This is a genomic window from Gardnerella sp. c11Ua_71, assembly GCF_055818025.1.
This window is the reverse complement of sequence record NZ_JARFVR010000003.1, coordinates 52096-75253: the sequence shown is the minus strand read 5'-3', so window position 1 is coordinate 75253 and position 23158 is coordinate 52096. Positions and strand designations below refer to the sequence as shown.

The window sequence follows — 23158 nt, the reverse complement described above, 5'->3', positions numbered from 1 at the left end:
GAACTTTAGCTTAAATGCCAACTAATACGATGCAAATCACTAGGACCATACTCTAAAATCGCAGCTCTATGCGATTTAGAACCATAACCTTTGTTATGTGCCCAATCATAAATTTTATATTTAGGATCATCAGACAAGCTTGTCATAAGAGAATCTCGAGTCACCTTTGCGATCACAGAAGCTGCAGAAACACTAGCACACTTCTGATCAGCCTTAACTAAAGTGTGAACTTTAACAGGAAAATCAATACTAGGCGCATCAAAAGTTCCAGAAACCTTACCAATATAATTAAATGGTCCATCTAAAATCGCTGCAATATGAGCATTTTCAAGCTTATATCTCATACTGTTTTGCACATCTGAAATTGCACGAATCGCAGCAACACCAAGAGCATAACTTATTCCCCACTCATCAATCTCGCGATTTGTACAAGAACCAACAGCAAAAGCATCGCACCAATTTTCAAGAGGCTCCAATAATCCTTCACGCTTGTGAGCGTTAATAAGCTTGGAATCAGCTAATCCATCAGGAAAATAACCAGAATTAATTTTATCGGCACCAAAAAGAGCAGCACCAACCATAACAGGACCAGCTAAACTACCACGTCCAACCTCATCTAATCCAATAACCCAATCGAAGCCACTTTTTAAAAGGTCTTGCTCAAAGTTAAAAGACGGAACAGCAGCCAAAATCTCCCCAAATCTAATATCTACGCACGTTTAAAAGAACTATTTAGCATCTGACTTATTTCTTACATCATCAAACGCATCGCTATGATTTTCAAAAATACCCATACGATTCAAAGGCCAAAAACGCATAAATGCCACGCCTTCAACCTTAGAAATAGGTACCAAACCATCGTCACCATCATTCTTATGATACCTAGAATCCGCAGAGTTAGCGCGATTATCTCCTAGAACAAATACATGACCAGGTTTAACCTTCACCTTAAACGGGAAGGAACTAGGACTTACACCTGGTTTAATATAAGCAGATTCAAGCACAGGAACACCGTTAACAAGAATTGGGTCACCATCGCCCTTACATTCAACAGTATCCCCAGGCAATCCAATTAGACGCTTTATAAGATCTTTACCAGACACAATTCCGCCGCGACTATTTTCACCTTGAAGCCAATTAGCAGGATCTTCAAAAACAACAATATCTCCACGATTTAGTGGAAACAGGCGAGGAGTGAGCTTAGACGTAACAACATAATCGCCAATATGAATTGTGTCTAGCATGGAGCCAGATGGAATAAAATATACGCCGAGAATAAAAACACGAAGAAAAATAACAACAAGAATAGGCACAAGATACCATGCAACAAGCTCTTTCCAAGATGTTTTAAAAAGCTTGCGAGTACGAACCTTGGACTGAGATTTAGAGGAATCATAATCACTATCTTGATATCCAGAAATATGATTCCCTTTTATTTTTCCATGCCTAGCACGTTTAGCACTGAAGCCAGAAGTTAGACTTGGTCTTTCTTCTGGCTCCGGTGGAACTGGAGAAGGATTTAAGCCGTGACCTGCCACATTAACAATGTGACCATCGCTATTTTGCAAGTCTTCGGCAGACATATTAATCCTTAATGTTAAATCCTTAACCTTAAATAAATTTACTTAGCAGCGCTGTTGTCACGACGCTCGGCAATACGAGCAGCCTTACCACGCAAAGCGCGCAAGTAGTAAAGCTTAGCGCGACGAACGCGACCACTACGAACCAGCTTAATCGAATCGATAGCTGGGGAATGAAGTGGGAAGCGACGCTCAACACCAGTGCCGAAGCTCACCTTACGTACAACGAAAGTCTCGCGAACACCAGCACCCTTACGAGCGATAACAACGCCAGTAAAGGTCTGAATACGAGTGTTGTTGCCTTCCTGAATCTTAACGTTAACGTCAACAGTATCTCCAGGACGGAAAGCTGGGATTTCCTCAGCAGACTTAAGATGCTTAGCATCAAATGCTTCTACAGCATTCACCATGATAATTCCTCCTCGCCGCCGCATATCGACGTAAGCTACATCAAAGTAAGTTAGTCTAATTTTAACTTTTTCAACTTTACTTTGAATAATCCTTCCCAAAAAGTTTGCTTTTCAGGGCTTCCATCTGCCAAAACTTTAAAAAAGCAGGCTAGACTATTGATAAGTCGACTATGCGGCATCGCCTTATCGAAAGCATACAGAACACAAATTTATGCTCAATAATGGACATTATTGAGCATTATTTCGCACTATTTCAGCGCACAACGCCATTAAGCGGCGCCGTCTCAACAGTACGAGTTAATTCGTCATCATCGGCATCGTAGTCAAAAAGCTCACCATAACGACCCCAGCTAATCGCAATATCAAATTGCTGACGAGCCAAGGCGTCCGTATGCTTGCTGCGAAGCAAATCCAAAATCAACTCGCCACGAAGCTTGCCATTGCGGTTTCGGCTCAAAGCCTGATCAATTGCATGAACAAGAGGAGCATGCTCAATTGCAAGACGCGCAAACACCTGCTTGCTGTGCAAAATGTCGGCATTATGCCATTCTTGACCTGCTGGAGTAATAGTAATATGACCATTTTCTGCTGTAAGCAAATTAAGCATTGTTCCAGCATCTACAAGTGGGAACAAATCATCGATTTCGAACGACAGATCCGCAGCCAAATCAGCCAAATCAATGCCATCTGGCTCTTCCGAAATAACGTCTAGCAAACCTGCCATTCCTCCTGGCGTTGCGTTCGGCAGCAAGTGCACAGCAACAGGCTCAGGCTTCGGCTCCCCCGCATCCGCCTGCTCCTCGTTTTGCTTAGCTTCTGCCTCCGCGTCGTGATGCTTTTGAATAAGCATGTCGGCGATTGCAGCAGCTTCTGTTTCTTCCGCATCCGTCTGTTCCACAGGTTGAGAATCGCCATCTGCAGCAGACAAGTCGCCAGCAACCGTTGTATCAGTATTATCTGGCTCAGATTCACCCTCTGGCATAGAACCAGTCAAAATCGCATAAAGATTATCAACCATCGCCTCAAATTCAGCACTATGTTTGTCTCTCGGGCGAGGCAAATCAACTTGCACGTCTGCAATCAAATGCCCAGGATGAGATCCCAAAACCACCACGCGATCTGCCATTTGCACAGCTTCTTCAATATTGTGCGTAACGATTACAACAGACTTGATATCACGCTCTTCACTAGACCAAAGCTTAAGAACTTCCTGACGAAGATTTTCTGCTGTAAGAACGTCAAGCGCAGAAAATGGCTCGTCCATAAACAGAGCATCTGGGCGCAAAACCAGTGCGCGCGCAATACCTACGCGCTGACGCATGCCGCCAGAAAGCTCCTTTGGGTACGCTGTTTCGAAGCCGTCCAAACCAATAGCATCAATTGCAGCTAACGCAAGCTCCGTGCGCTTTTCTTTACTAACGCCTCTAGCGCGCAAACCAAGCTCCACATTGTCTTGAACAGTAAGCCATGGCATAAGTGCGAAGGTTTGGAAAACGATTGCCACCCCTGGGTTTGGACCAGTAAGCTCGCGACCGCGATACGTTACAGTTCCCTCTGTTGGCTGAATTAAGCCTGCCATTGTTCGCAAGAAGGTTGATTTTCCAGCGCCAGAACGCCCTAGAATTGCAACGATTTCGCCTTCGCGCAACGTAAACGATATATCGTGAAGTACGTGCTGAGTAGTTCCACTATCCGATGTGAAACTTTGAGTTATGTGTTTTGCGTCGATGATATCGCTTGTAACTGAAGATTGCGCAGCCAAATTCTGCGCAGCCTTTTCCGCGGTTTTGTTCAAAGTATTCATAATATTTGCCAATCTGTTTTGTAAAGTTAAAAAGTTTATAAACTTAAAAAGTTTAATTTTCCGTAGTTTATTTGATTATTCGATTGATTATTCGATTAATTCAAAACAAATCTTTTTGCCGAATACCTTTGCAAAGGAGTCCAGAACAGTCGATTACTTAACACCACTATTAAGCTCATAACCGTTACTCCCACAAGCGTTTTTACAGAATCACCAACGGTTGTTGCATTCGTAATATACGCGCCCAAACCTTGAGTTGCCATGTGATTCTTGCCGTATTCCACAATCTCTGACACAATCGAAGCGTTCCAAGCACCACCAGCGGCAGTAATTCCGCCAGTGCACCAGGATCCAAAAATCGCAGGCAAAACAAGAGTCTTCCACTTGAGCATACGATTTAATCTAAAGCTTCTTGTCATTTCTCTTAAATCATCTGGAATCGCGCTAGCGCCTGCAATAACGTTAAACAGAATGTACCATTGCGTGCCAAGCGCCATCAAAATAATACTTCCCCATCCAAGGTCAATGTGCCAAGCCATAAACCACATCATTGCAAATGGGAACACAAAGTTTGCTGGGAAGCTAGCCAGAATTTGCACAACAGGTTGCATAATTCGCGAAATCTTAGGATTCATGCCAATATATACGCCTACTGGAACCCAAATCAGCGAGCTCACAAAAATCAACACAGCTACGCGAGCAAAAGTCAAAGCTCCTAACGCTCCAGCTGTAGCAAACTCCTGCAAACCTGTGCGAGTTGCTACAAAGTAAAGCATTTGAGCAGCAAGCCCCAAAATCAGCACAGCCATAACAATGTTGAAAACCAAGTCGCCAAGTTTACGCTGTGATGCTTTACGCGGCCACTGTGAACCTGTGCGTCCGAATGGTCGTGTAATAATTTCAAGCCATTCGCGAATCGGAGAAAACAGCTTGCTAATAACTTCGTCGGCATGCGAATGACGAATAAGCGTCAAAACAGCACTCTTTCGCTCCTCGTCGGATGCGCTTTGAGTTATGCGGAATCGTTCTGCCCAGGCGGTAAGCGGCTTCCAAAGGAAGAAGTCAATCGCTAGCACAACAACAATCATGGATAAAATAGCCCACCAAATGTTTCCAAGCTTGTTTTCTGCTGCAGATTGCGCCACAAAACTACCTACTCCAGGAAGCGCGTAAGTGTGATTGTTTACGGAAATCATTTCGGAAGCAGTAAGGAAGAACCATCCGCCGCCAACGCTCATCATGCAATTCCAAAGCAGCGGAATCATTGCGTTTGGCATATCTAGTACCCAGAATCGCTGCCAATGCGTAAGTTGCAAGCTGCGCACTGCCTCATCTAGCTCTTTTGGCTCGCTTAAAAGCGAACGGTGGAACGAGAAAGTCATATTCCAAGCCTGGCTTGTAAAAATTGCAAAAATCGAAGCGGCTTCAACGCCCATCATCGATCCTGGGAAAATCACCAGCCAAATCGTTACTGTAGCTGAAAGGAAGCCAAGAATTGGAACGGATTGCAAAATGTCTAGCAACGGAATAAGAACCTTGCCTAGTCGGCGGCTGCGCGCTGCAAGAGATCCGTAAATAATGGTAAAAATCAGCGATGCTATAAGCGCAAGCATCATACGAAACACGGATCTAAGCGTGTAGTAAGGCAAATTAATAAGGTCAGTTGAAACTGCAGAAGGTATTCCTTTAGGTCCAATCGGCTGGTTAATGCGCTGCAAAAGGAAAGCGCTTACTCCAAAAAGCGCGATTATACCAACGCACACAATAATGTCGGACCAAAAACGAGTGTTTTCGTCTACTTGCGTACTAGCACCGTTTTTTCCAGATGTTGTAAATATTGTCATGATAAGTCCTCTGGGAACGCGTATTTTTACACGCGTTTGCCGCTTATCACCACTATTTTTTGCGTTTATCTTAAATTTTGCTTAGAATTTTAGACTTTATTTTAGAAGCGCTTATTTAGCGCGCGGTTGCTGGCGACTTATCCCAACAAATCAAATAAAATAAAATCTTTAATCGCAAAACCTGTAATCGCAAACATTTTGGCGGTGACTGCCGGTTTTTTATATTCATCTTTTGTATATTCAGGGGGAACGTCTGTACTACTACTAATACTGTCTGAATCGTCACTAACGGCATTAACTGTATTAGCACTTTGATTACAACTGGTACTACTGCTACTGTCATGTTTCACGGCAATCACCTCCTCTAGCTTGTGCGCGCCAACGCAAAACCGTATCATCGTATCATCATTGAACCGGACGGCAAGCAAGAAGACACAAGGTGATTTTTAAATCAAAAGAAATCAACCTTAATCTTGTCGTTCAAGCTTCAGCTTCGCAGGGCGGTGGTGTTGCATTAGTCGAAGCCTTGAAATCGACAACGACTGTTGACCAACTTGCAGTGTCTCCACTGTGTTGCGGCAGCAACCCGTATCCCCGTGGTAGCCTTACCTACCGACCGTGCTCATTATAAATTATCACTGCTCTTGTGTCAACCTATTTTTGAATTGACTTGAGAATATTAGCCACCACTTGCACCTGTAGTGCGATTGTATAGCGACACGCCGTAAATCAGGTACAAACGCACTACAAGAAAAATCGAGAATCTCGGTGATTAAGCGATACGCAATTGCTCAAGCACGTAAGAGGGCTTGGTGATTCTTGGTCGAACAATATAAGAGCGGTAGCCGATACCAAATAATCCAATGATCAACCACTACAAACAAACTTCAACCTAAAAACAAAATCAAAACCAAAACGGAACAACCGCAACAACAACCAACACGTAATAGGCGGAGCGTTGTGAGACAAGAAACACCCAGCCCTCGCGCAACAGTAAGCAAGGAAATGCCTCGATTAGAGAAAAAGCCTCTTGAAGATTTAATCAACAAGAGGCTTTAAATCAACAATCAAATAAGATTGCTACACACTCACTACTACTTGCGATGAGCGCGATAGAAGCGAATCAAGCTCTGGGTAGAAGCATCCTGAGCTGCCAAAGCATCGTCATCCTTAGAGATTGCAGGAGTAATCTGCTTTGCAAGCTGCTTGCCAAGCTCCACACCCCACTGATCGTAGGAATCCAAGCCCCAAACAGTGCCTTCGACGAAGGTGATGTGCTCGTAGAGAGCAATCAACTCGCCCAAGCTAAATGGAGTCAAAGCTTCGCCGAAGATAGAAGTGGTTGGACGGTTGCCGCTAAATACGCGAGCTGGAACAATCTCTTCTGGAGTTCCTTCAGCGCGAACTTCGTCAGCAGTCTTGCCGAAAGCAAGAGCCTTAGTCTGTGCAAGATAGTTGCCCAAGAAGAGCTCGTGCACATCCTGATCTCCATCTTTAGTAGGATTTGGCGTGTTCACGAAAGCAATGAAGTCAGCTGGAATAAGCTGAGTGCCCTGGTGAATCAACTGGTAGAAAGCGTGCTGGCCGTTGGTGCCTGGCTCACCCCAGAAGATTTCGCCGGTTTCGCTTGTTACAGGAGTGCCGTCCCAGCGCACAGACTTACCGTTGGATTCCATGGTGAGCTGCTGCAAATAAGCTGGGAAACGGTGCAAGTACTGATCGTATGGAAGCACAGCGTGAGAAGCAACCTTGTAGAAGTTGCGGTACCAAACGTTGAGCATACCGAGAAGCACAACAACATTCTTCTCGAATGGGGTTTCAGCAAAGTAAGTATCGATTGCGTGGAAGCCCTTCAAGAACTCTTCGAAGCGCTCTGGTCCAAGAACTACAGCCAAAGAAGTGCCAACAGCGGAATCCACAGAGTAGCGGCCGCCAACCCAGTTCCAGAATCCGAAAGCGTTGGTTGGGTTAATGCCGAACTCTTCAACCTTCTCGAGATTGGTGGAAACAGCCACGAAGTGCTTTGCAACAGCTTCAGCCTTCTTTGCGTCGCTGCCGTCAATAGCACCGCTCTCCTGAAGCTTGTTAAGCAACCAGGTACGAGCGGTACGAGCGTTGGTCAAAGTCTCCAAAGTGGTGAAAGTCTTGGAAACAATGATGAAAAGCGTGGTTTCTGGATCCAAATCCTTGGTCTTCTCTGCCATATCATTTGGATCGATATTAGAAACATAGCGAGCGCTAATTCCAGCATCAGCATATGGCTTCAAGGCTTCGTAAACCATGACTGGACCCAAATCAGAGCCGCCGATACCAATGTTTACAACGGTCTTGATGTTCTTGCCAGTAACGCCCTTCCAAGCGCCGGAGCGAACTTCGTTAGCAAAATCGTAAATGCGACCCAACACTTCACGCACGTCGGCAACGGTATCTTGACCGTCTACCATGAACTTACCAGCATCTTCGGCTGGACGACGCAAAGCGGTGTGCAATACTGCACGATCTTCGGTGTTGTTAATGTGCACGCCAGTGTACATCGCCTTAGTGCGCTCATCAAGCTTAACTGCCTTTGCAAGGTCGGCGAAAAGCTTAAGCGTCTCTGGCTTAATCAAATTCTTAGAAAGATCGAAGTGGAGGTCTCCAGCTTCGAAGCTCAACTTATCCACGCGATTTGCATCCTGAGCAAACCACTTCTTCAGGCTCACGCCTTCGGACTGCAATTCATCATAGTGCTTCTGCAAAGCAGCCCATTCAGGTGTTTTAACGGCGTCAACTGGTGGATTGATGGCCATTTCTTGGTCCTTTCATCTTGAATGAAGTGACGTGATGCCTTGTTTTATCAATCTTTAGGCACACTCGAACACGTTTTAATCACAATAATCATCGAGAATCATAGTGAACTATAAAGTAAACACGTGTAAATGCGCGCAAAGTGGAACTTGTGCATCACTATCTTCCAATTGCCAAGATACTCACAAAAGCGGACAGAAATACACTTTGACTAGAACACATGCGAACATTTGCGGCGCGTCATGCTAGACAAATTGCAAATATTAATATATAGTATTTGATTTGTGCGCGAGTCGCGAATGCTTCTCGGGCAAATTGCCACTTTAGCTCAGTCGGTAGAGCGTCTCACTCGTAATGAGAAGGTCGACAGTTCGATTCTGTCAAGTGGCTCTTAAAGTTTCTTTTTCGCTTGTTTTAGGCGATTTAAGCGCGAGTGGCGAAATGGTAGACGCGCAGGATTTAGGTTCCTGTGTCTTACGACATGTGGGTTCAAGTCCCATCTCGCGCACAAAAATGGACCAGATGCTATTGCACATGGTCCATTTTTTCTCTTAAACGAAACAACCAGAGAAAATATTAACTCTTAGTCTAAAACTACACTCCAAAAGCATAAGTCTTAGTATCTTTGAGTGTACCATTAGATGTGTAGGCTTCAAAATGTGTCCAATAAATTCCAGGTTTAGGACTCCACAAAGCCCATGGACCCTTAAATTGGCTCACCCATTGTTTGGCGTTATAGTCATATATTTTGATAATCGTGTAACCATTAGGATTATTTGTAGTAGCACCTAGTAAAACATTGCTACCACGCCAAGCCGCATAAGTGCCAGAAATCACGGTATCACCTGTAAAAACAGGAGCCGGTGCATTTTGAATCTCATAATGGAAAGCAATGGTTTTGTTACCCAAAGGCTTCTTAGTGAACGAATCACGAACATCACAGTGAAGCCAATAATCACCGTTGCTTGTCACCCAAGAAGCCCAATTGCTAACAGACCAGTCAGAAATAGTCTTCCACTGCTTATTAAGCAAATCGTAAGCAAGCCAACGGTATTCCATATGATTGTAAATACTACTACTTGCTGCAGCGCCTACAGCTATATCGTTACTGCGAATAATCCACGTAAAATCGATGTGAGCGCGGCTTGTAGGCGTAGTTGGCCTAGTACCAAATGCATTTAAATCAACATTACCTTGAATTCCAGATACAGAACCGCTAGAAGTGTACTGCCAGCCACCTAATGGTGTTGTAATGTTAAAAAGCGTACTGGCACCATAGCTAGCAACCCAGCTTGTACGATCGTGAATATATTGGGAATTAAGCGGACCGTTTAAATAATTAGCATAAGAATAAACACCTAGATTAGTGTATCCAACAGAAGCAAGCTGGTTCCACCACGATGCAACAATATTCTGATAAACGTATGGATCAGTAGGTGGTTGATGCCCTGCCCACTCCCATCTTTCCAAATCATAGTAAACAGGGTATGCAAGGTCACTTGGATTAACGCCAGCACCTTGCAAAAGCCTTGCCACATCAGCACCTTCGGAAGCTCCATCAGAAGGCGTTTCAGCGTAGGAATAAACATAAACTCCAAAAGGAATACCTAAACGCTTGCATTCGTTAATATTTCGCACAGCATACTTGTCGTAACCATTATCCCAACCGTAGCTGATGCGAATTATCGCACCTTCTACTCCAGCGGCTTTAGCAGCAGCCCAATCAATTTCGTGCTGATGTTCAGAAACATCTATAACACCCCTAGCGTTATAAGCAAACATGTTTCCGTTGCCATCAAAGAATGATTGAGAACCATTGTAATCTTCCCATTCCACACCATAATTTGTTACAGGCAAATAGGCTTTGCGAACAACACCATCAGTTGTTGTGGCTGTTTTAGAAGACAATATTGTTGAATCTTTTGCTTTAGCAGAAGATTTAGACTCGTCTGGAATAGGCTGATTTGAGCTTATTAGACGAACTTTGGAAGGATTGGCGGAACTGGCAGAATTTGTAGAATTCGTAGAATTGTAGCGCTTAATTGCTTTTCGCAAATCTCCAACAGTAATAGGCGTAAAACGTCTTCCATCGCTCTTAGCAAGAGGATCTGGCTGCTTGTCTTTAGTGCCAATAATTTTAGGATCAGTAACAATATCGCCAGTTTTAAGAGATTTCAAATGACCAGTAGATGTAAGAGCATATTTTGAAGAAACTACTTCGTCACTATTCTTAAATGACGACGCCACTTTTGAAGGCAACTTAAAATCAGGATTATTGGCATCACCATCGGCAAAACCATTCAAACGATTATCTTCAGCAGAATTACTATTTCCATTATCTGCACTTTTTATTGCATTATTTTTGGCACTTCTTAATGAACTTCTTAATGAACTAGAAGCAGAGCCTTCAAAAACACTACGTCCTTCAACATTAATAGATGGAGAAACGTTCATAACAAATGCAGCAGCAACAGAAACTAAACTTGCAATTACACGTACAATAATTTGTCCCACAACTCCTCCAGAGATATGCTTTTACGTGTTTTTACCTCATACAACCATAGCAATATGCGCAAACAGTAAAGAAACAAGTTGCGAATCATATAGAATAACGAAAAACACAAAAATAACTATGACTAATCACGATATATTTAGAACAATCGGAATCAAAGAAATCACAGAAATCAAGTGGAGCGGATGACGGGAATCGGACCCGCGTCATCAGTTTGGAAGACTGATACTCTACCATTGAGCTACATCCGCAATTGCACGTAATGGAATTTTTATAAGACCCCAAAACAGCGACTCGAACAATTATACAGATGATTTTGACATAAAACAACTAACGACACTCCACTTAGATTCTCAAGAGCGTTGTAGCACACTATTAACATTCCCGCGTTTGTTCCCTTTTTATGCAAATACGACAACAAACGCGGGAAAAATACACAAAACCATACAGTGCAAATTGCAAAATATCTAAGCTATTTCTAGAATCACAAACGCAGATGCGATTGCAGATGCGTCTTCAAGCAAACCATCGTGGCTCAAAGAAACATGCCATCTAATAGAAAAGCCATTCTGTGCATTAATCATAGGAACCGTGCCTAAAGATTGCATAAGCTTTTCATTAACAGCATCATCAAGATGAACACTTGGGCAACCATAAGAATCATCTAAAATCTCAATACTCGCCCACGGTGTGTTATCTAGCGTGTAAGGATATTTTGCATCTCCAAACGAAGATAAAGCCTCACACCAAGATTTTATAACCGCCTCTTTTCCAGCCCAGCGCGCTGCAATATGCATCGCCTCAGCGTCGTTTTTTGAGTGCGCTCGCATGGCGCACTGTCTAAGCTCTCTCTGAGAAAACAGAGCACGCCAACCATCGCCATCATGCATCTGCTCAGCAAACTGCGCAACGTTTACCAAGTCGTGCCCTATTCCTGCAATCATACACACCTACTTTTAGCACATATACATACTTTTTTATGTTCTACGCAAAAATACTATATAAAATCTTGTATAAAATATATTTAAATCAACAATCACTTACGCGCTTTTACTGCAGTAGCAAACGCCGAAAAAATCACCGGCAAATGTTTTCCAAAACTACAAAACGACAGCAAACGCCAGAAAATTACGCACGCTACTACCTGCTTAAGCATGTGTACAAGAAACGCTACAAGTGTGATTAATTCATATGCGAATAAATTACTATAAAACGATAAAATTTTAGATAATTTTAAACAATCCGTCGTTATGACAATATTTTATACATAGAGCACCCCCCCCCCCCGCAGGAAATTTTACAGTTATGGAACACTTAACAATAAAAAAATTACGACAAAATAGTAAAAATACGATATAATATTATGCAGCATGTATATAAACGTACTTATTGTCTACCGTTGCTTTATGAAAACACAAAATTAGTATTTGAAGAAGAACTAGACACAAGTTTATATACGACACACATTAGGGAACGTTAAATTAAGAAGCACAAGAATAAAGGATTACGGATTATTATGGCAAATAGCAACCGCAAAAAGCATGCACGCGAGCAAGTTGAGAGCTCGTTTAAAAACGTTGATTCATCTTCTGCGTATGCAACCATGCGCAAGGTTTCATTGAGCACACTTGCCACAGTTCTCACTGCAGCAACCTGCTTGGGTGGTCAGCCAATCCTCGCATCCTCTAATATTCTTCTTCCTCCAACTACGGCAGCTTTCGCGCAAGAAGTGCGTAAGAACGACCCTAATCCTTGGCTGCATACACCAAACATTCTTGAGTATCAGCGCTACCGTTACTTAAACAGTAGAGGCGAATTTGGCTACGTTGGAGACGACAAAGTTGGCGACTGGGATAGAATCATCAACAAAACCGACATGTATGCACACGTTCAAGGCGAAGGCAATAACAAGTACTTGGTTTTCGACGTGTTCTTTAACAATGACGGCAAATCCATGGTTTCCGCATCAACAAAGCATCAATACGTGTGGCAAATTCCTTATGCAATTGCCGATTTAAGCAACGGCGGCTACAAGGGTGACACTATGCGCAATCTTAGTTTTGACTTCTACAAGCGCAATAACAAATCACCTCAAACGTATGCAAATCTTTCACACGATATTGGCTTGTTTGAACACGATGCAAGCAAATCTTTCAATCAAGACTTCTTGAAAGATAGTCAGGATCACAATAACTCAACATATCATTACTCTATAGGCGTACGCCCTGGCGGATCTGGTGCTCAAGATATAAAAGACAACTTCCATGTTAACCCAGATGCTTTGGATTCCGCTATCAAAAAGGCTCTCCCACCAAACCAAAGACCTTATAACAGCTACAACTATGGTATTGGTATAACAACAACTCACGTTGATTACGCTGTACGAATGCATTGCGAGTTAAAGCTTCGACCAGGTGTAACCGATGAAGAAATCAAAAATGCCTTTACTTGGGCAAATAGCAGCTCTTATGGAAGAACTACTCATTCTGCATACACGTTTATTTCTGGTCGCACAAAAGACGAAAATGTGCCACCTACAAAAAGCGATAAAATCCCTCCAAAGCTGTATTTAAACGGCAAGGAGATTGACAACTCCAACAACAGCATAACCGTATATCAGGGAGATATTCCTACAATCACTTTCGGCACATCAGATGACAGCGGAAAGGTTAATAGCTTCTCAGTTAAGGGTCTTCCTAACGGTAATGGAGATGTCACTGAAAACAGTAATGGCATGGAAGCAACTGAAGCTAAGCATCACAACCATGTTGTTAATAGAGTTAAGTTTGAATATAAGAACGGCAACACGCCAGCAAATACTGACTACACGGTTACTGTCTCTGCAACCGACGCTTCTGGAAACAAAGTAGAAAAGAAAGTTACAGTACATCTTAAAAATCTGAACCAGAAGTACAAGGCTCCAACCACTACACCGATTACTGTTGATTGGGGGCATAAGCTTACTGAAAACGACTTGAAGCCTCACGTTACTGGGATTGAAGGCGGAGGGCAACTCGTCTTTAATCCATTCCCTCCAACCAACATTCCACAAGAGTACTTTAACGGAAAGGAAACTCTTACCACAAACGCGTCTGCAAAAGTTGTGTACTCAGATAACTCGTATCACGTTGTTACGATTCCTGTAAACATTAAAAAGCCACTTTCTTTGCAACATAAGCTTAATGGAAATACCGTTAATGCTACTGTTGGCGATAAGCTCACAAAGACCAAAGACGGCAACAAGGTTGACGCTAAGGAATATCTTGGCATAACCGATAAGAATGTTAAAGATAAAATTAAGAGCGCAGAGTGGGTGAACGGCGAACCTTCCACAGACGTTGCAGGAAAGAGAACTTACACTGCTAAAGTCACGTTTAACGACGGCAGTACTGCGGAAGAAAAGATTACTTTTACAGTTAAGCCTAAGAAACCTACAATTGAAACTGATTTGACTGGTGTTGCAGGCGTAAAAAACAAGGAAGTTGTAGTTAACGCAGGCCCTGGCACAGCTGGAAGCACTGTAACGCTTAAAGATAGCAAGGGCAATCAAATTGGAACTGGAAAAGTTGGCAACGATGGCAAAGTTACAATTACAGTTGCTAATGGCATTCCTGAAGGAAACATTACTGCAGTAACTACTACTGCAGATTCCGTAAGCTCTGACGCAAGCGACGCTAAGAAGGCTACTAAGGATGACAAAGCTCCAACGCTTACTGCTGATAAAGATAGCGTTACCGTAAAAGTTGGCGAAGATCTGAAAATTCAGCTTACTGCAAAAGATGATGTAAAGATTGAGTCTATCAATGCCGCAACAGCAACAATGGCTTTTGCTCGAAATGATCTCAGTAAGATGATGGTTGTCGCAGCGCGTGCAAAAACTGATTACACAACGAATACTGATAAGGAAAAGGTTTTCACTTATACATTCTCCGGCTTTAAGCCTGAAGAGGTTGGCACTTACACTCTTACGTTCTCTGCAACTGATGCTGCTGGTCACAAAACAGAAAAAACTGTGACTGTAAAAGTGGAGAAAAAAGAAGACATTAAGCCGAGAAATATTACTGTTGACTTAGGTCATAAGCTAGACGAAAAAGACGCAAAGAAGGCTATTGCCAACCACAGAAGCTTACCAAAAGGAACTAAGTTTGCTTGGAGCAAAGAAACTAACGGCACTCCAGACACTTCCACTGTTGGCAAAGAAAAGTCTGGAAAAGTTATTGTAACTATTCCCACTAACGACAAAAATCACCCACGCGTTGAAACTGTTGACGTTAAGGTAACTGTTAGGGATAACGAAAGTCCTAAAGTTGCGATTCAGCAAAAGGGCGACGGTGGTACATATAACACCATTAACGGCACACATCTAAGTGGTCCAAAAGACGCACCAGTATTTATTATCAATACGTACCGCGGTGATAAGAACGATATTAAGATTACTGCAACAGACAATAGCGGAGAAGTTACAACTCTTACTTTAACGCCTAAAACTCCAGGCGAGACAGAAAAAGCTCCTACTGGAACTGGCACAACTGCAGATCCTAAGACTTTGACGCTTGACGGCACTACTCCACTCAACACTAAGCCTGGCGAGTATACGCGTACCATCACAGCTGTGGACCCTTCGGGCAACACTAATAAAGTTACTGTGAAGTTTATCGTTAAACCGCAATCAGATAAGTACAGCAAAGTCACAGGAACGCCTGTTACGTACAACATGAGCGACGGCACAAAGCATCCGGATCCTAAGAGCGGCATTGGTCTAGAAGCAGTGAAGAAACTGCCTAAGGACGCTAAGTATTCTTGGGCTAAAGAACCAGATTGGAATAAGCCTGGCAAAGATACAACCGCTACAGTCCGCATAACGTTCCCAGACGGCTCAACTAAAGACGTGGAGACAAAAGTTACCGTTAAGGACAATATCGCGCCTGTTATTGAGAACCCTGCTACAAATCAGGTGAAACATGACGATAAACAAATGTACTACCAATTTAAAGTACATAAAGATAAGCCTTTTGATATTGAAATTAAGTCTTACGATAACAGCGGCAAGATTAGTAGCGCAACAATATCAACATTCCCAGGCTACGACGGAAAAATCACTGTTGACAATCAAAACGGAAATTCTGCAGAAAAGCCTGCAACTATTCATATTAAGGGCACTGGAAAGCGAGATCCGAAGTTAACTAATTCGTCCGATAACAAGTGGTCTCGTGATCTTATTGTTAAAGACGAAGCTGGCAATACATCCAAGCTAAAGGTTCAGATTTCCGTATACACGGATGCTGAAGAGCATAATGCTGCTCCTAATGCTACACCAAAGAATCCTGACCAAAACGCTATTACAAACGCGATTATTATTACCAAGAAGGATGACCCGAAGAAGACCCCAATTGATAAGAAAGATTTGACTTTCACAGTTGGAAATATTCCTCAAGATGATGGTGTTCACACTGTTCCTGTAACAATTACATACCCGGATCATTCAACTACAATAGTTAATGTTCCTGTGTTGATTCATAAGGATGCTAAGGATTATGATCCAAAGGGTCAAACAGTTGAAGTTCCATGGAACACTAAGCCAGAAGAATTGACTAAGAAAATCACGTCATTTGATAATGGCGGCGGCTTGACGTGGAATGGCACATCTGGAAAAGATAAACTCAAGTCAGTAGAAATCGTCAACACAAAAGACGTTCCAAGCACCGATAAGCCTGGCGAAAGCCAAGTGCAGGTTAAGGTTACGTATAAGGATGGCTCTAGTGACGTTGCAACAGTAACTGTTAGAGTGCTGAAGCCACAAAGCGAAACTTATAAGCCAGAAGGTCAAACAATTAACATTGACTACAATAAGACGCCGAATGCAGGTATATCCAGCAAGATTACCGGCGTTGGCAAGGATAAAGGTATTAGCTTTGGTAAAGATAAGCAAGGCAAAGATATAACGCTTCCAGAAGGCGCAAGTATTGCTATTGACGACAAAGCTAAGACTGTTCCAGATGGCACTCAGCCTGGTACTTTCGATATTCCTGTAACCATTACATATAAGGATGGTTCTAAAGATCACGCAACAGTAAAGGTTACTGTAGGAAAGCCTCAAAGTGAAACTCATACGCCAAAGGTTGACGGCGGAATCACTAAGAAGTATGGAGAAAGTGGCCCTTCTGACAATGACATCATTGCTAAAGTCACTGTTCCAAATAAACCAAATGGTACAACAATTACAGTTGATAAAGGTCAAACACCTATCGACACTAAGACTCCTGGAACCGTAAACGTTAAGGTTACTGTTAAGTATCCTGACGGTTCTGAGGATCACGTGGAAGTTCCTGTAACAGTTGGCAATCCAGATAACGAAACCTACAAACCAGGCGCAGAAGCTATCAACAAGAAGCGTAATGAGAAAGCTCCTGATGCTGATGAAATCAAGAAGGCTGTAAAGACTTCTACAGTTAAGGACAAGACTGCTCCAAAGGAAACAAAAGTAGAGCTTGTAAATCCAAACAATCCTCTGCCAACTACAGACAAGACTGGCACAACTAACGTACCTGTTAAGGTCACATATCCAGATGGTTCCAGCACTGTTGTGCAAGTACCTGTAGTAGTTACAGATACCGATGCCACTGCAAACACTCCTGCAGTTGACACTGTGGAAGAGCCGTATGGCACTGGTAAAGAAAAGACCAAGAAAGCTGTTACGGATGCTGTAACTGTTCCTGATTTTAAGCCAAAGAAGGATGGCGATAAGCCAAAAGTCACCATCACCAGCAAAGATGAGGATATTCCAGACGGCACAAAGCCTGGCACTTATCACGTTAAGGTTAAAGTCACGTACCCGGATAACACAACTGATGAAGTTACTGTTGATGTGACTATTAAGAACAAGCAGTCGGATACTTTCGAACCAAAGGTAACACCTGTTGTTAAGCCGTTTGGCAAGCAGGTTACATCTGATGATGTAACAGGCAATGTAACTGTTCCTAATTGGTCAAAAGATTCAAAGGAACAACCAAAGATTGAGTTGAACGAGCCTAACACAAAGCTTCCAGATGGTAAAACTCCTGGAAACTCTACTGTTAAGGTTAAAGTCACCTACCCAGATGGCACAACTGACACTGTTGACGTGCCAGTAACTATTAGCAATAAGCAGTCTGAACTTTACCCACCTAAGGCAGATAATCTTGAAAAAGATAATGGTCAAAAGCCTTCGGACGACGAAATTATTGGCAAAGTAAGTGTTCCTACCTGGCCAACGAACGAAACAAATAAGCCAACTTACTCTATTGCTGAGGGAGATAAGTCTAAGATCCCTAATGGAGATAAGGCTGGAAAGTTTGAGGTGCCTGTAACAGTTACATATCCGGATGGATCAACAACTGTTATCAACGTGCCTGTAACTATTAAGTCTCCAACTGCTACAGCTAAAGTTGTGACTGTGCCAAAGGGCGTGGAGCCTAAGCCAGAGGACAGCATTGCCAATAAGGATAAGTTCCCTAATGGCACTAAGTTCGAGTGGGATAACAACGGAAAACCAGACACATCTAAGGAAGGTAACAGCGTAAAAGGCAAAGTAAAGATTACTATTCCTGGATCTGATACTCCTCAAGAAGTTGAAGTAACGGTTAAAGTTGTTGACCCAAGTGCATCTGAAGTCAACGTGCCACAGGGCAAGGATTTGCCAGAAGCTAAGGATGTTATTAAGGATTCTCACGATACTAGTAAGTTCCCTAATGGCACTACGTTCGAGTGGAAACCTGAAGATAAACCAGATACTAACAATCCTGGCGCAAAGAATGGCAAGATTATTGTTACCCTCCCAGGTCAATCCCCTGTAGATGTTCCTGTAACAGTGAACGTTTTGCCAAAGCCAGAAGCGAATGTTGTGAACGTTCCACAAAATGGCACACTGCCAGAAGCTAAAGATGCTATTAAGGATTCTAGCGATAAGAGTAAGTTCCCTAATGGCACTACGTTCGAGTGGGAAGATAGTGGCAAACCAACTACAGATACCGTTGGAGAAAAGACAGGCGGTAAAGTAAAAGTCACCATTCCAGGCGTAAATGGCAAGTCTGGTTATACGATTGATGTTCCTGTAACAGTGAACGTAAACCCTGCGCCTATAGCAAAGGTAACCACCGTTGCACAGAACAGCAATCCTGATCCTAAGAACAGCATTGATAACAGCACCAAACTCCCTAAGGGAACCACCTTCGAGTGGAAGAAAGATGCTGCTCCAAAGACCGACAAGCCAGGCACTGCTAGTGGCACAGTGATTGTCAAGATTCCAGGGCAAGCACCTCAAGAAGTGCCAGTAACAATTACTGTGACACCAGAACCTGTCGCAAACGACGTAACTGTGTTGCAAAAGAAGAATGGTGACACAACTGACACTACTCCTAAGCCAGAGGATGTTATTAAGAATCATAAGGATCTACCTAAGGATGCTAGTATTTCTTGGAAGAAGAAGCCTGATACATCAAAGACTGGCAACCAACCAGGCGTTGTGACCGTTAAAGTGCCAGGCGAGCCAGATGTTGACATTTCAGTCAATGTGTTCGTTGTGCCAAATCCAGCCGGTAAAACGGTGAGCGTACATGTTGGTGATTCTCCAAGCGCAGAAAACAGCATTGCCAATAAGGATGAGTTACCTAACGGAACCAAGTTTGCTTGGGCAACTAACGGTACTCCAGATACCAAGACAGCTGGAAACAATAAGAGCGGCACTGTCGTGGTAACTATTCCGGGTATCGCAAATCCTGTGAACGTACCAGTAACAGTAAACGTTGTGGCACAGAACAAGCCATTTATCAACGATGGTAAAGCCGAAAACAAGCCTGGTGATAAAGGTTCTGCAGATAATGGCAAGACAACTATTACTGGTAAGGGAACTCCTGAAGCCACTATCAAGGTTCAAAACAGCAATGGCACCGCATTGAAGGATGGCGATAAAGAAATAACTGTCACTGTAGATAAAGATGGCAACTTTACCGTTGATGTTCCTCATCAGACCCCTGGCACAACACTCAAGCTTGTTCCAAACAAGGGTGGAGTTGATGGTGATGCAACTACTGTAACCGTCACTGCTAAACCACAAAAGCCAACGATTACGGTACCAACCGACAACCAGAAGAACGACGGAAACGTAACTGTAACTCCGCCAACTGATGACACAACGGTTGTAAAGATTGAAATCAATGCTAAGCCAAATTCAATCAATGGTCCAGAACAGCCAGTTCGCACAATTATTGCTAAGAAGGATAACAATGGTAAGTGGAAGATTGACGGAGACGCTCCAGAAGGCGTAACCGTTAATCCGCAAACTGGCGTTGTTACGATTCCAGCAAAGAATTTGGAGGATGGCAGTACTATTACTGCAGTATCTAAGAACAAGACGGACAAACCATCTGATCCCGCTACTGCTGTAACTGGCTTTAAGACTCCACAGATTAGTGAGCAAACGCTAAAAGACAATCCAGATGATTCTACTAAACAAATCATCACTGGAAAGACTCTTCCGGGCGCAACAGTAACTGTTACCGATAACAATGGCAATCAAATCGGAACTGGTACCGCAGATAAAGATGGCAACTTCACTATTACTATCGACAAGCAAAAGCCTGGTGCCATCGTCACCCTCACACCAACCAACGGTAAGGGTGATGGTGCAAAGACAGGCGATAGCGTAAATATTACTGTCAACGGAAATATAACTAAGCCAAAGATTGACACTCCAGCCGAGGGTGGTGCTAGCGTGACGCCTGATCTCACGGATACGCGCGTGAACAAGGTTGTAGTTACTTACACTCCAGAAGGCAGTGAAACAACCGCAACGATTACTGTTGTTGCTGAAGGCGACAAGCATGAGTGGAAGATTGACGGAGACGCTCCAGAAGGCGTAACCGTTAATCCGCAAACTGGCGTTGTTACGATTCCAGCAAACAAGATTAAGCACGGTAGCACTATTACTGCGCAATCAGAAGACAGTAGCGATAAGACTGGCAAGAGCAAGTCAGAAGTGGTAACTGCTAAAGTTGGCGAAAAGGAGAAGCCTGCACCAGAACCAACGCCAACGCCTGCGGGTGAGCCGACTATACTCACGCCACAAGATGGTGTTGAGCAAGGTTCCGCAACTGTTACCCCACCAGCAGATGCTGATACTCTAGAAATCACGTATATTCCAGAAGGCGATACAACGACTCCTGTAACAATTACCGTGAAGAAAGATAAGAATGGTAACTGGACTATTAACGGTAATACTCCAACCGGCGTGACTGTTGATCCTAAGACTGGTAAAGTCACCATCCCTGCAACCCAAATCAAGGATGGTAGTACGATTACCGCGCAAGCCAAGAAGAATGGTCAACCATCCAACAAGGCAAACGGTAAAGTAGGAAATAACCCAACCAAGAAACCAACACCAACGCCAACGCCTGCGGGTGAGCCGACTATACTCACGCCACAAGATGGTGTTGAGCAAGGTTCCGCAACTGTTACCCCACCAGCAGATGCTGATACTCTAGAAATCACGTATATTCCAGAAGGCGATACAACGACTCCTGTAACAATTACCGTGAAGAAAGATAAGAATGGTAACTGGACTATTAACGGTAATACTCCAACCGGCGTGACTGTTGATCCTAAGACTGGTAAAGTCACCATCCCTGCAACCCAAATCAAGGATGGTAGTACGATTACCGCGCAAGCCAAGAAGAATGGTCAACCATCCAACAAGGCAAACGGTAAAGTAGGAAACAACCCAACCAAGAAACCAACACCAACGCCAGAACCGGCACCGACACCGGAACCAGCACCTGCGCCAACCCTAGAACATGAATCTGGTTCTCATGATTCTGATGAACACACTGGCAACAGTGAAAACAACAGGAATAAGAGCAATAACACTCAGTTACAAGCTCCTAAGTCTCCTGCACATCACTCCTCCGGTCATGTTGCGCAATCAAAGTTAACCAATACAGGCTCTGCAATTGCTGCAGCAAGCACTGTTGCTGCACTCGCAGGCGCAATAGGTGCTGCACTCGCAGTCATTATTCGCAGGAAGAAGCGCGACTAAACGTTGGTGGTGCAACAAATATTAAAATTGAATAAATAATATACATATGCTCCGTGATAAAAGGGTTCGCAAGATTTACGACAACTCTTCAACCACGGAGCATTGTTATATCTGTAAAGCTATAGAACTGTAGGCTACAGAGGTATAAGCTACAGAGATATAGGTGCGACAAATAGATGCCGTTAAATGATCTGGGTACTGGTAGCGTGTACTGGTAGCGAAATAGCATACCACTGCGATAATGACAGCGTACTACTGGCATTAGGTAATATCAGGCGACATACGCAATGCTACACGTACTAAATATGGCATACTGAACTACAGAGCTACTTACGTAATTTTTAACGCAACTCCAATCGCCTTACATTTTTCCTGCAAATGTGGTCAAATAAAGCCAGAGCGAAAACAGATGCCGTGGAATAACACAGCAAATGTTTCCACATAACGCCAAAACGACTACAAACGCCGGAGAAAATTCCCCGGCGTTTGTAAGTAAGCAGCAGCTCAGCAGTAGCAGCCGCTGGCATCTAGGCGAGCGTCTGGGTTTAGAGCGTAGTACGGTTTCCTTACTTGGTATTGCGCGAGGTTTGAGTATTTCTCTCCTCGCAAATCCCGTCGCTACTCTCCTCTTTTATTGCTCGTATAGAAATACATCAAACCTTCTGAATATCTAGAACTTTTGCGTGGTTTTTATCACCGAGATTCTCGATTTTTCTTGCTACTTCAGCGAATCACCATCAAAGAGCTGCGAATCGACTTGCTTGAGCGCTTAAAGCGTAGCGCGCGAATGCACTTCGATTCGCTGAGCTTGCTCAAAGTTGAAAGCACAGTGTGCTTTCAACGCAAGCGAAGACGTGAGCGCGCTGTAACGCGCGAGCGATACGCTTCATTCAGTGCGAAAAATCTCGAATCTATACCTAACTTGGCGCAACCTTGTAGTGCGTTTGTACCTGATTTACGGCGTGTCGTCATACAATCGCACTACAAGGTTGATCGTCGTTCGCGCGGATTAGCCGTGTGATTCCGAACGTCTATTAGTAGCCGCTCGGCTGATCTGGCGCGTAAAGTCCACTGGACTTTACGTTTAAGCCAAATCACGCTTTGAAGGAGCTTGAAATGCGTTATGAAATTTCAAGCTCAGTCAAAGCAAACG

The 23158-nt window shown here is 43.5% G+C and carries 10 protein-coding genes, 3 tRNA genes and 1 riboswitch; of the genes, 3 read left to right on the top strand and 10 right to left on the bottom strand.

Annotated features, from left to right (window positions below):
* Window positions 1-5: 5 nt before the first annotated feature.
* The 7 genes from P0106_RS02960 to pgi all read right to left on the bottom strand — a co-directional run bounded on the left by P0106_RS02960 (window position 6) and on the right by pgi (window position 8427).
* The gene (locus P0106_RS02960) at window positions 6-689 is read right to left on the bottom strand and encodes a ribonuclease HII (protein ID WP_004114467.1); all 684 of its coding nucleotides are present in this window, start codon (window positions 687-689) and stop codon (window positions 6-8) included.
* Window positions 690-728: 39 nt separating this feature from the next.
* A complete protein-coding gene (gene lepB, locus P0106_RS02955; RefSeq protein ID WP_004114465.1) occupies window positions 729-1583 on the bottom strand; it encodes a signal peptidase I in 855 nt (284 codons plus the stop codon).
* Between the two features lie 38 nt (window positions 1584-1621).
* A complete protein-coding gene (gene rplS, locus P0106_RS02950) occupies window positions 1622-1990 on the bottom strand; it encodes a 50S ribosomal protein L19 (RefSeq protein WP_004114457.1) in 369 nt (122 codons plus the stop codon).
* Window positions 1991-2243: 253 nt separating this feature from the next.
* On the bottom strand, window positions 2244-3794 hold the full coding sequence (locus tag P0106_RS02945) for an ABC transporter ATP-binding protein (protein ID WP_020760650.1): 1551 nt from the start codon (window positions 3792-3794) through the stop codon (window positions 2244-2246).
* 95 nt (window positions 3795-3889) lie between these two features.
* A complete protein-coding gene (locus P0106_RS02940) occupies window positions 3890-5638 on the bottom strand; it encodes an ABC transporter permease (RefSeq protein WP_004114453.1) in 1749 nt (582 codons plus the stop codon).
* Between the two features lie 137 nt (window positions 5639-5775).
* The gene (locus tag P0106_RS02935; protein ID WP_226913173.1) at window positions 5776-5988 is read right to left on the bottom strand and encodes a hypothetical protein; all 213 of its coding nucleotides are present in this window, start codon (window positions 5986-5988) and stop codon (window positions 5776-5778) included.
* A gap of 113 nt (window positions 5989-6101) precedes the next feature.
* Window positions 6102-6262: riboswitch (M-box (ykoK) riboswitch) on the bottom strand.
* A gap of 470 nt (window positions 6263-6732) precedes the next feature.
* Window positions 6733-8427, bottom strand: a complete 1695-nt coding sequence (gene pgi, locus P0106_RS02930) for a glucose-6-phosphate isomerase (protein ID WP_004114451.1) — start codon at window positions 8425-8427, stop codon at window positions 6733-6735.
* Window positions 8428-8742: 315 nt separating this feature from the next.
* Between pgi and P0106_RS02925 the strand changes: the two genes are divergently transcribed.
* Both P0106_RS02925 and P0106_RS02920 read left to right on the top strand, forming a co-directional pair.
* Window positions 8743-8815 (top strand) — tRNA-Thr (locus P0106_RS02925).
* Window positions 8816-8852: 37 nt separating this feature from the next.
* A tRNA-Leu gene (locus P0106_RS02920) sits at window positions 8853-8933 on the top strand.
* Window positions 8934-9019: 86 nt separating this feature from the next.
* Here the strand turns inward: P0106_RS02920 and P0106_RS02915 are convergent.
* From P0106_RS02915 to P0106_RS02905, 3 genes are all read right to left on the bottom strand, one after another.
* Window positions 9020-10939 carry a glycoside hydrolase family 25 protein gene (locus P0106_RS02915; protein ID WP_473730415.1) on the bottom strand — a complete coding sequence of 640 codons (1920 nt, stop codon included), beginning with the start codon at window positions 10937-10939 and terminating at the stop codon, window positions 9020-9022.
* A 175-nt stretch (window positions 10940-11114) separates the two neighbouring features.
* Window positions 11115-11188: transfer RNA gene (locus P0106_RS02910), tRNA-Gly, on the bottom strand.
* A 216-nt stretch (window positions 11189-11404) separates the two neighbouring features.
* Entirely contained in the window at window positions 11405-11881 is a 477-nt protein-coding gene (locus tag P0106_RS02905) for a holo-ACP synthase (RefSeq protein ID WP_014554368.1), read from the bottom strand.
* Between the two features lie 572 nt (window positions 11882-12453).
* Here P0106_RS02905 and P0106_RS02900 point away from each other — a divergent pair.
* The gene (locus tag P0106_RS02900; RefSeq protein WP_473730414.1) at window positions 12454-22005 is read left to right on the top strand and encodes a Rib/alpha-like domain-containing protein; all 9552 of its coding nucleotides are present in this window, start codon (window positions 12454-12456) and stop codon (window positions 22003-22005) included.
* Window positions 22006-23158: the final 1153 nt, after the last annotated feature.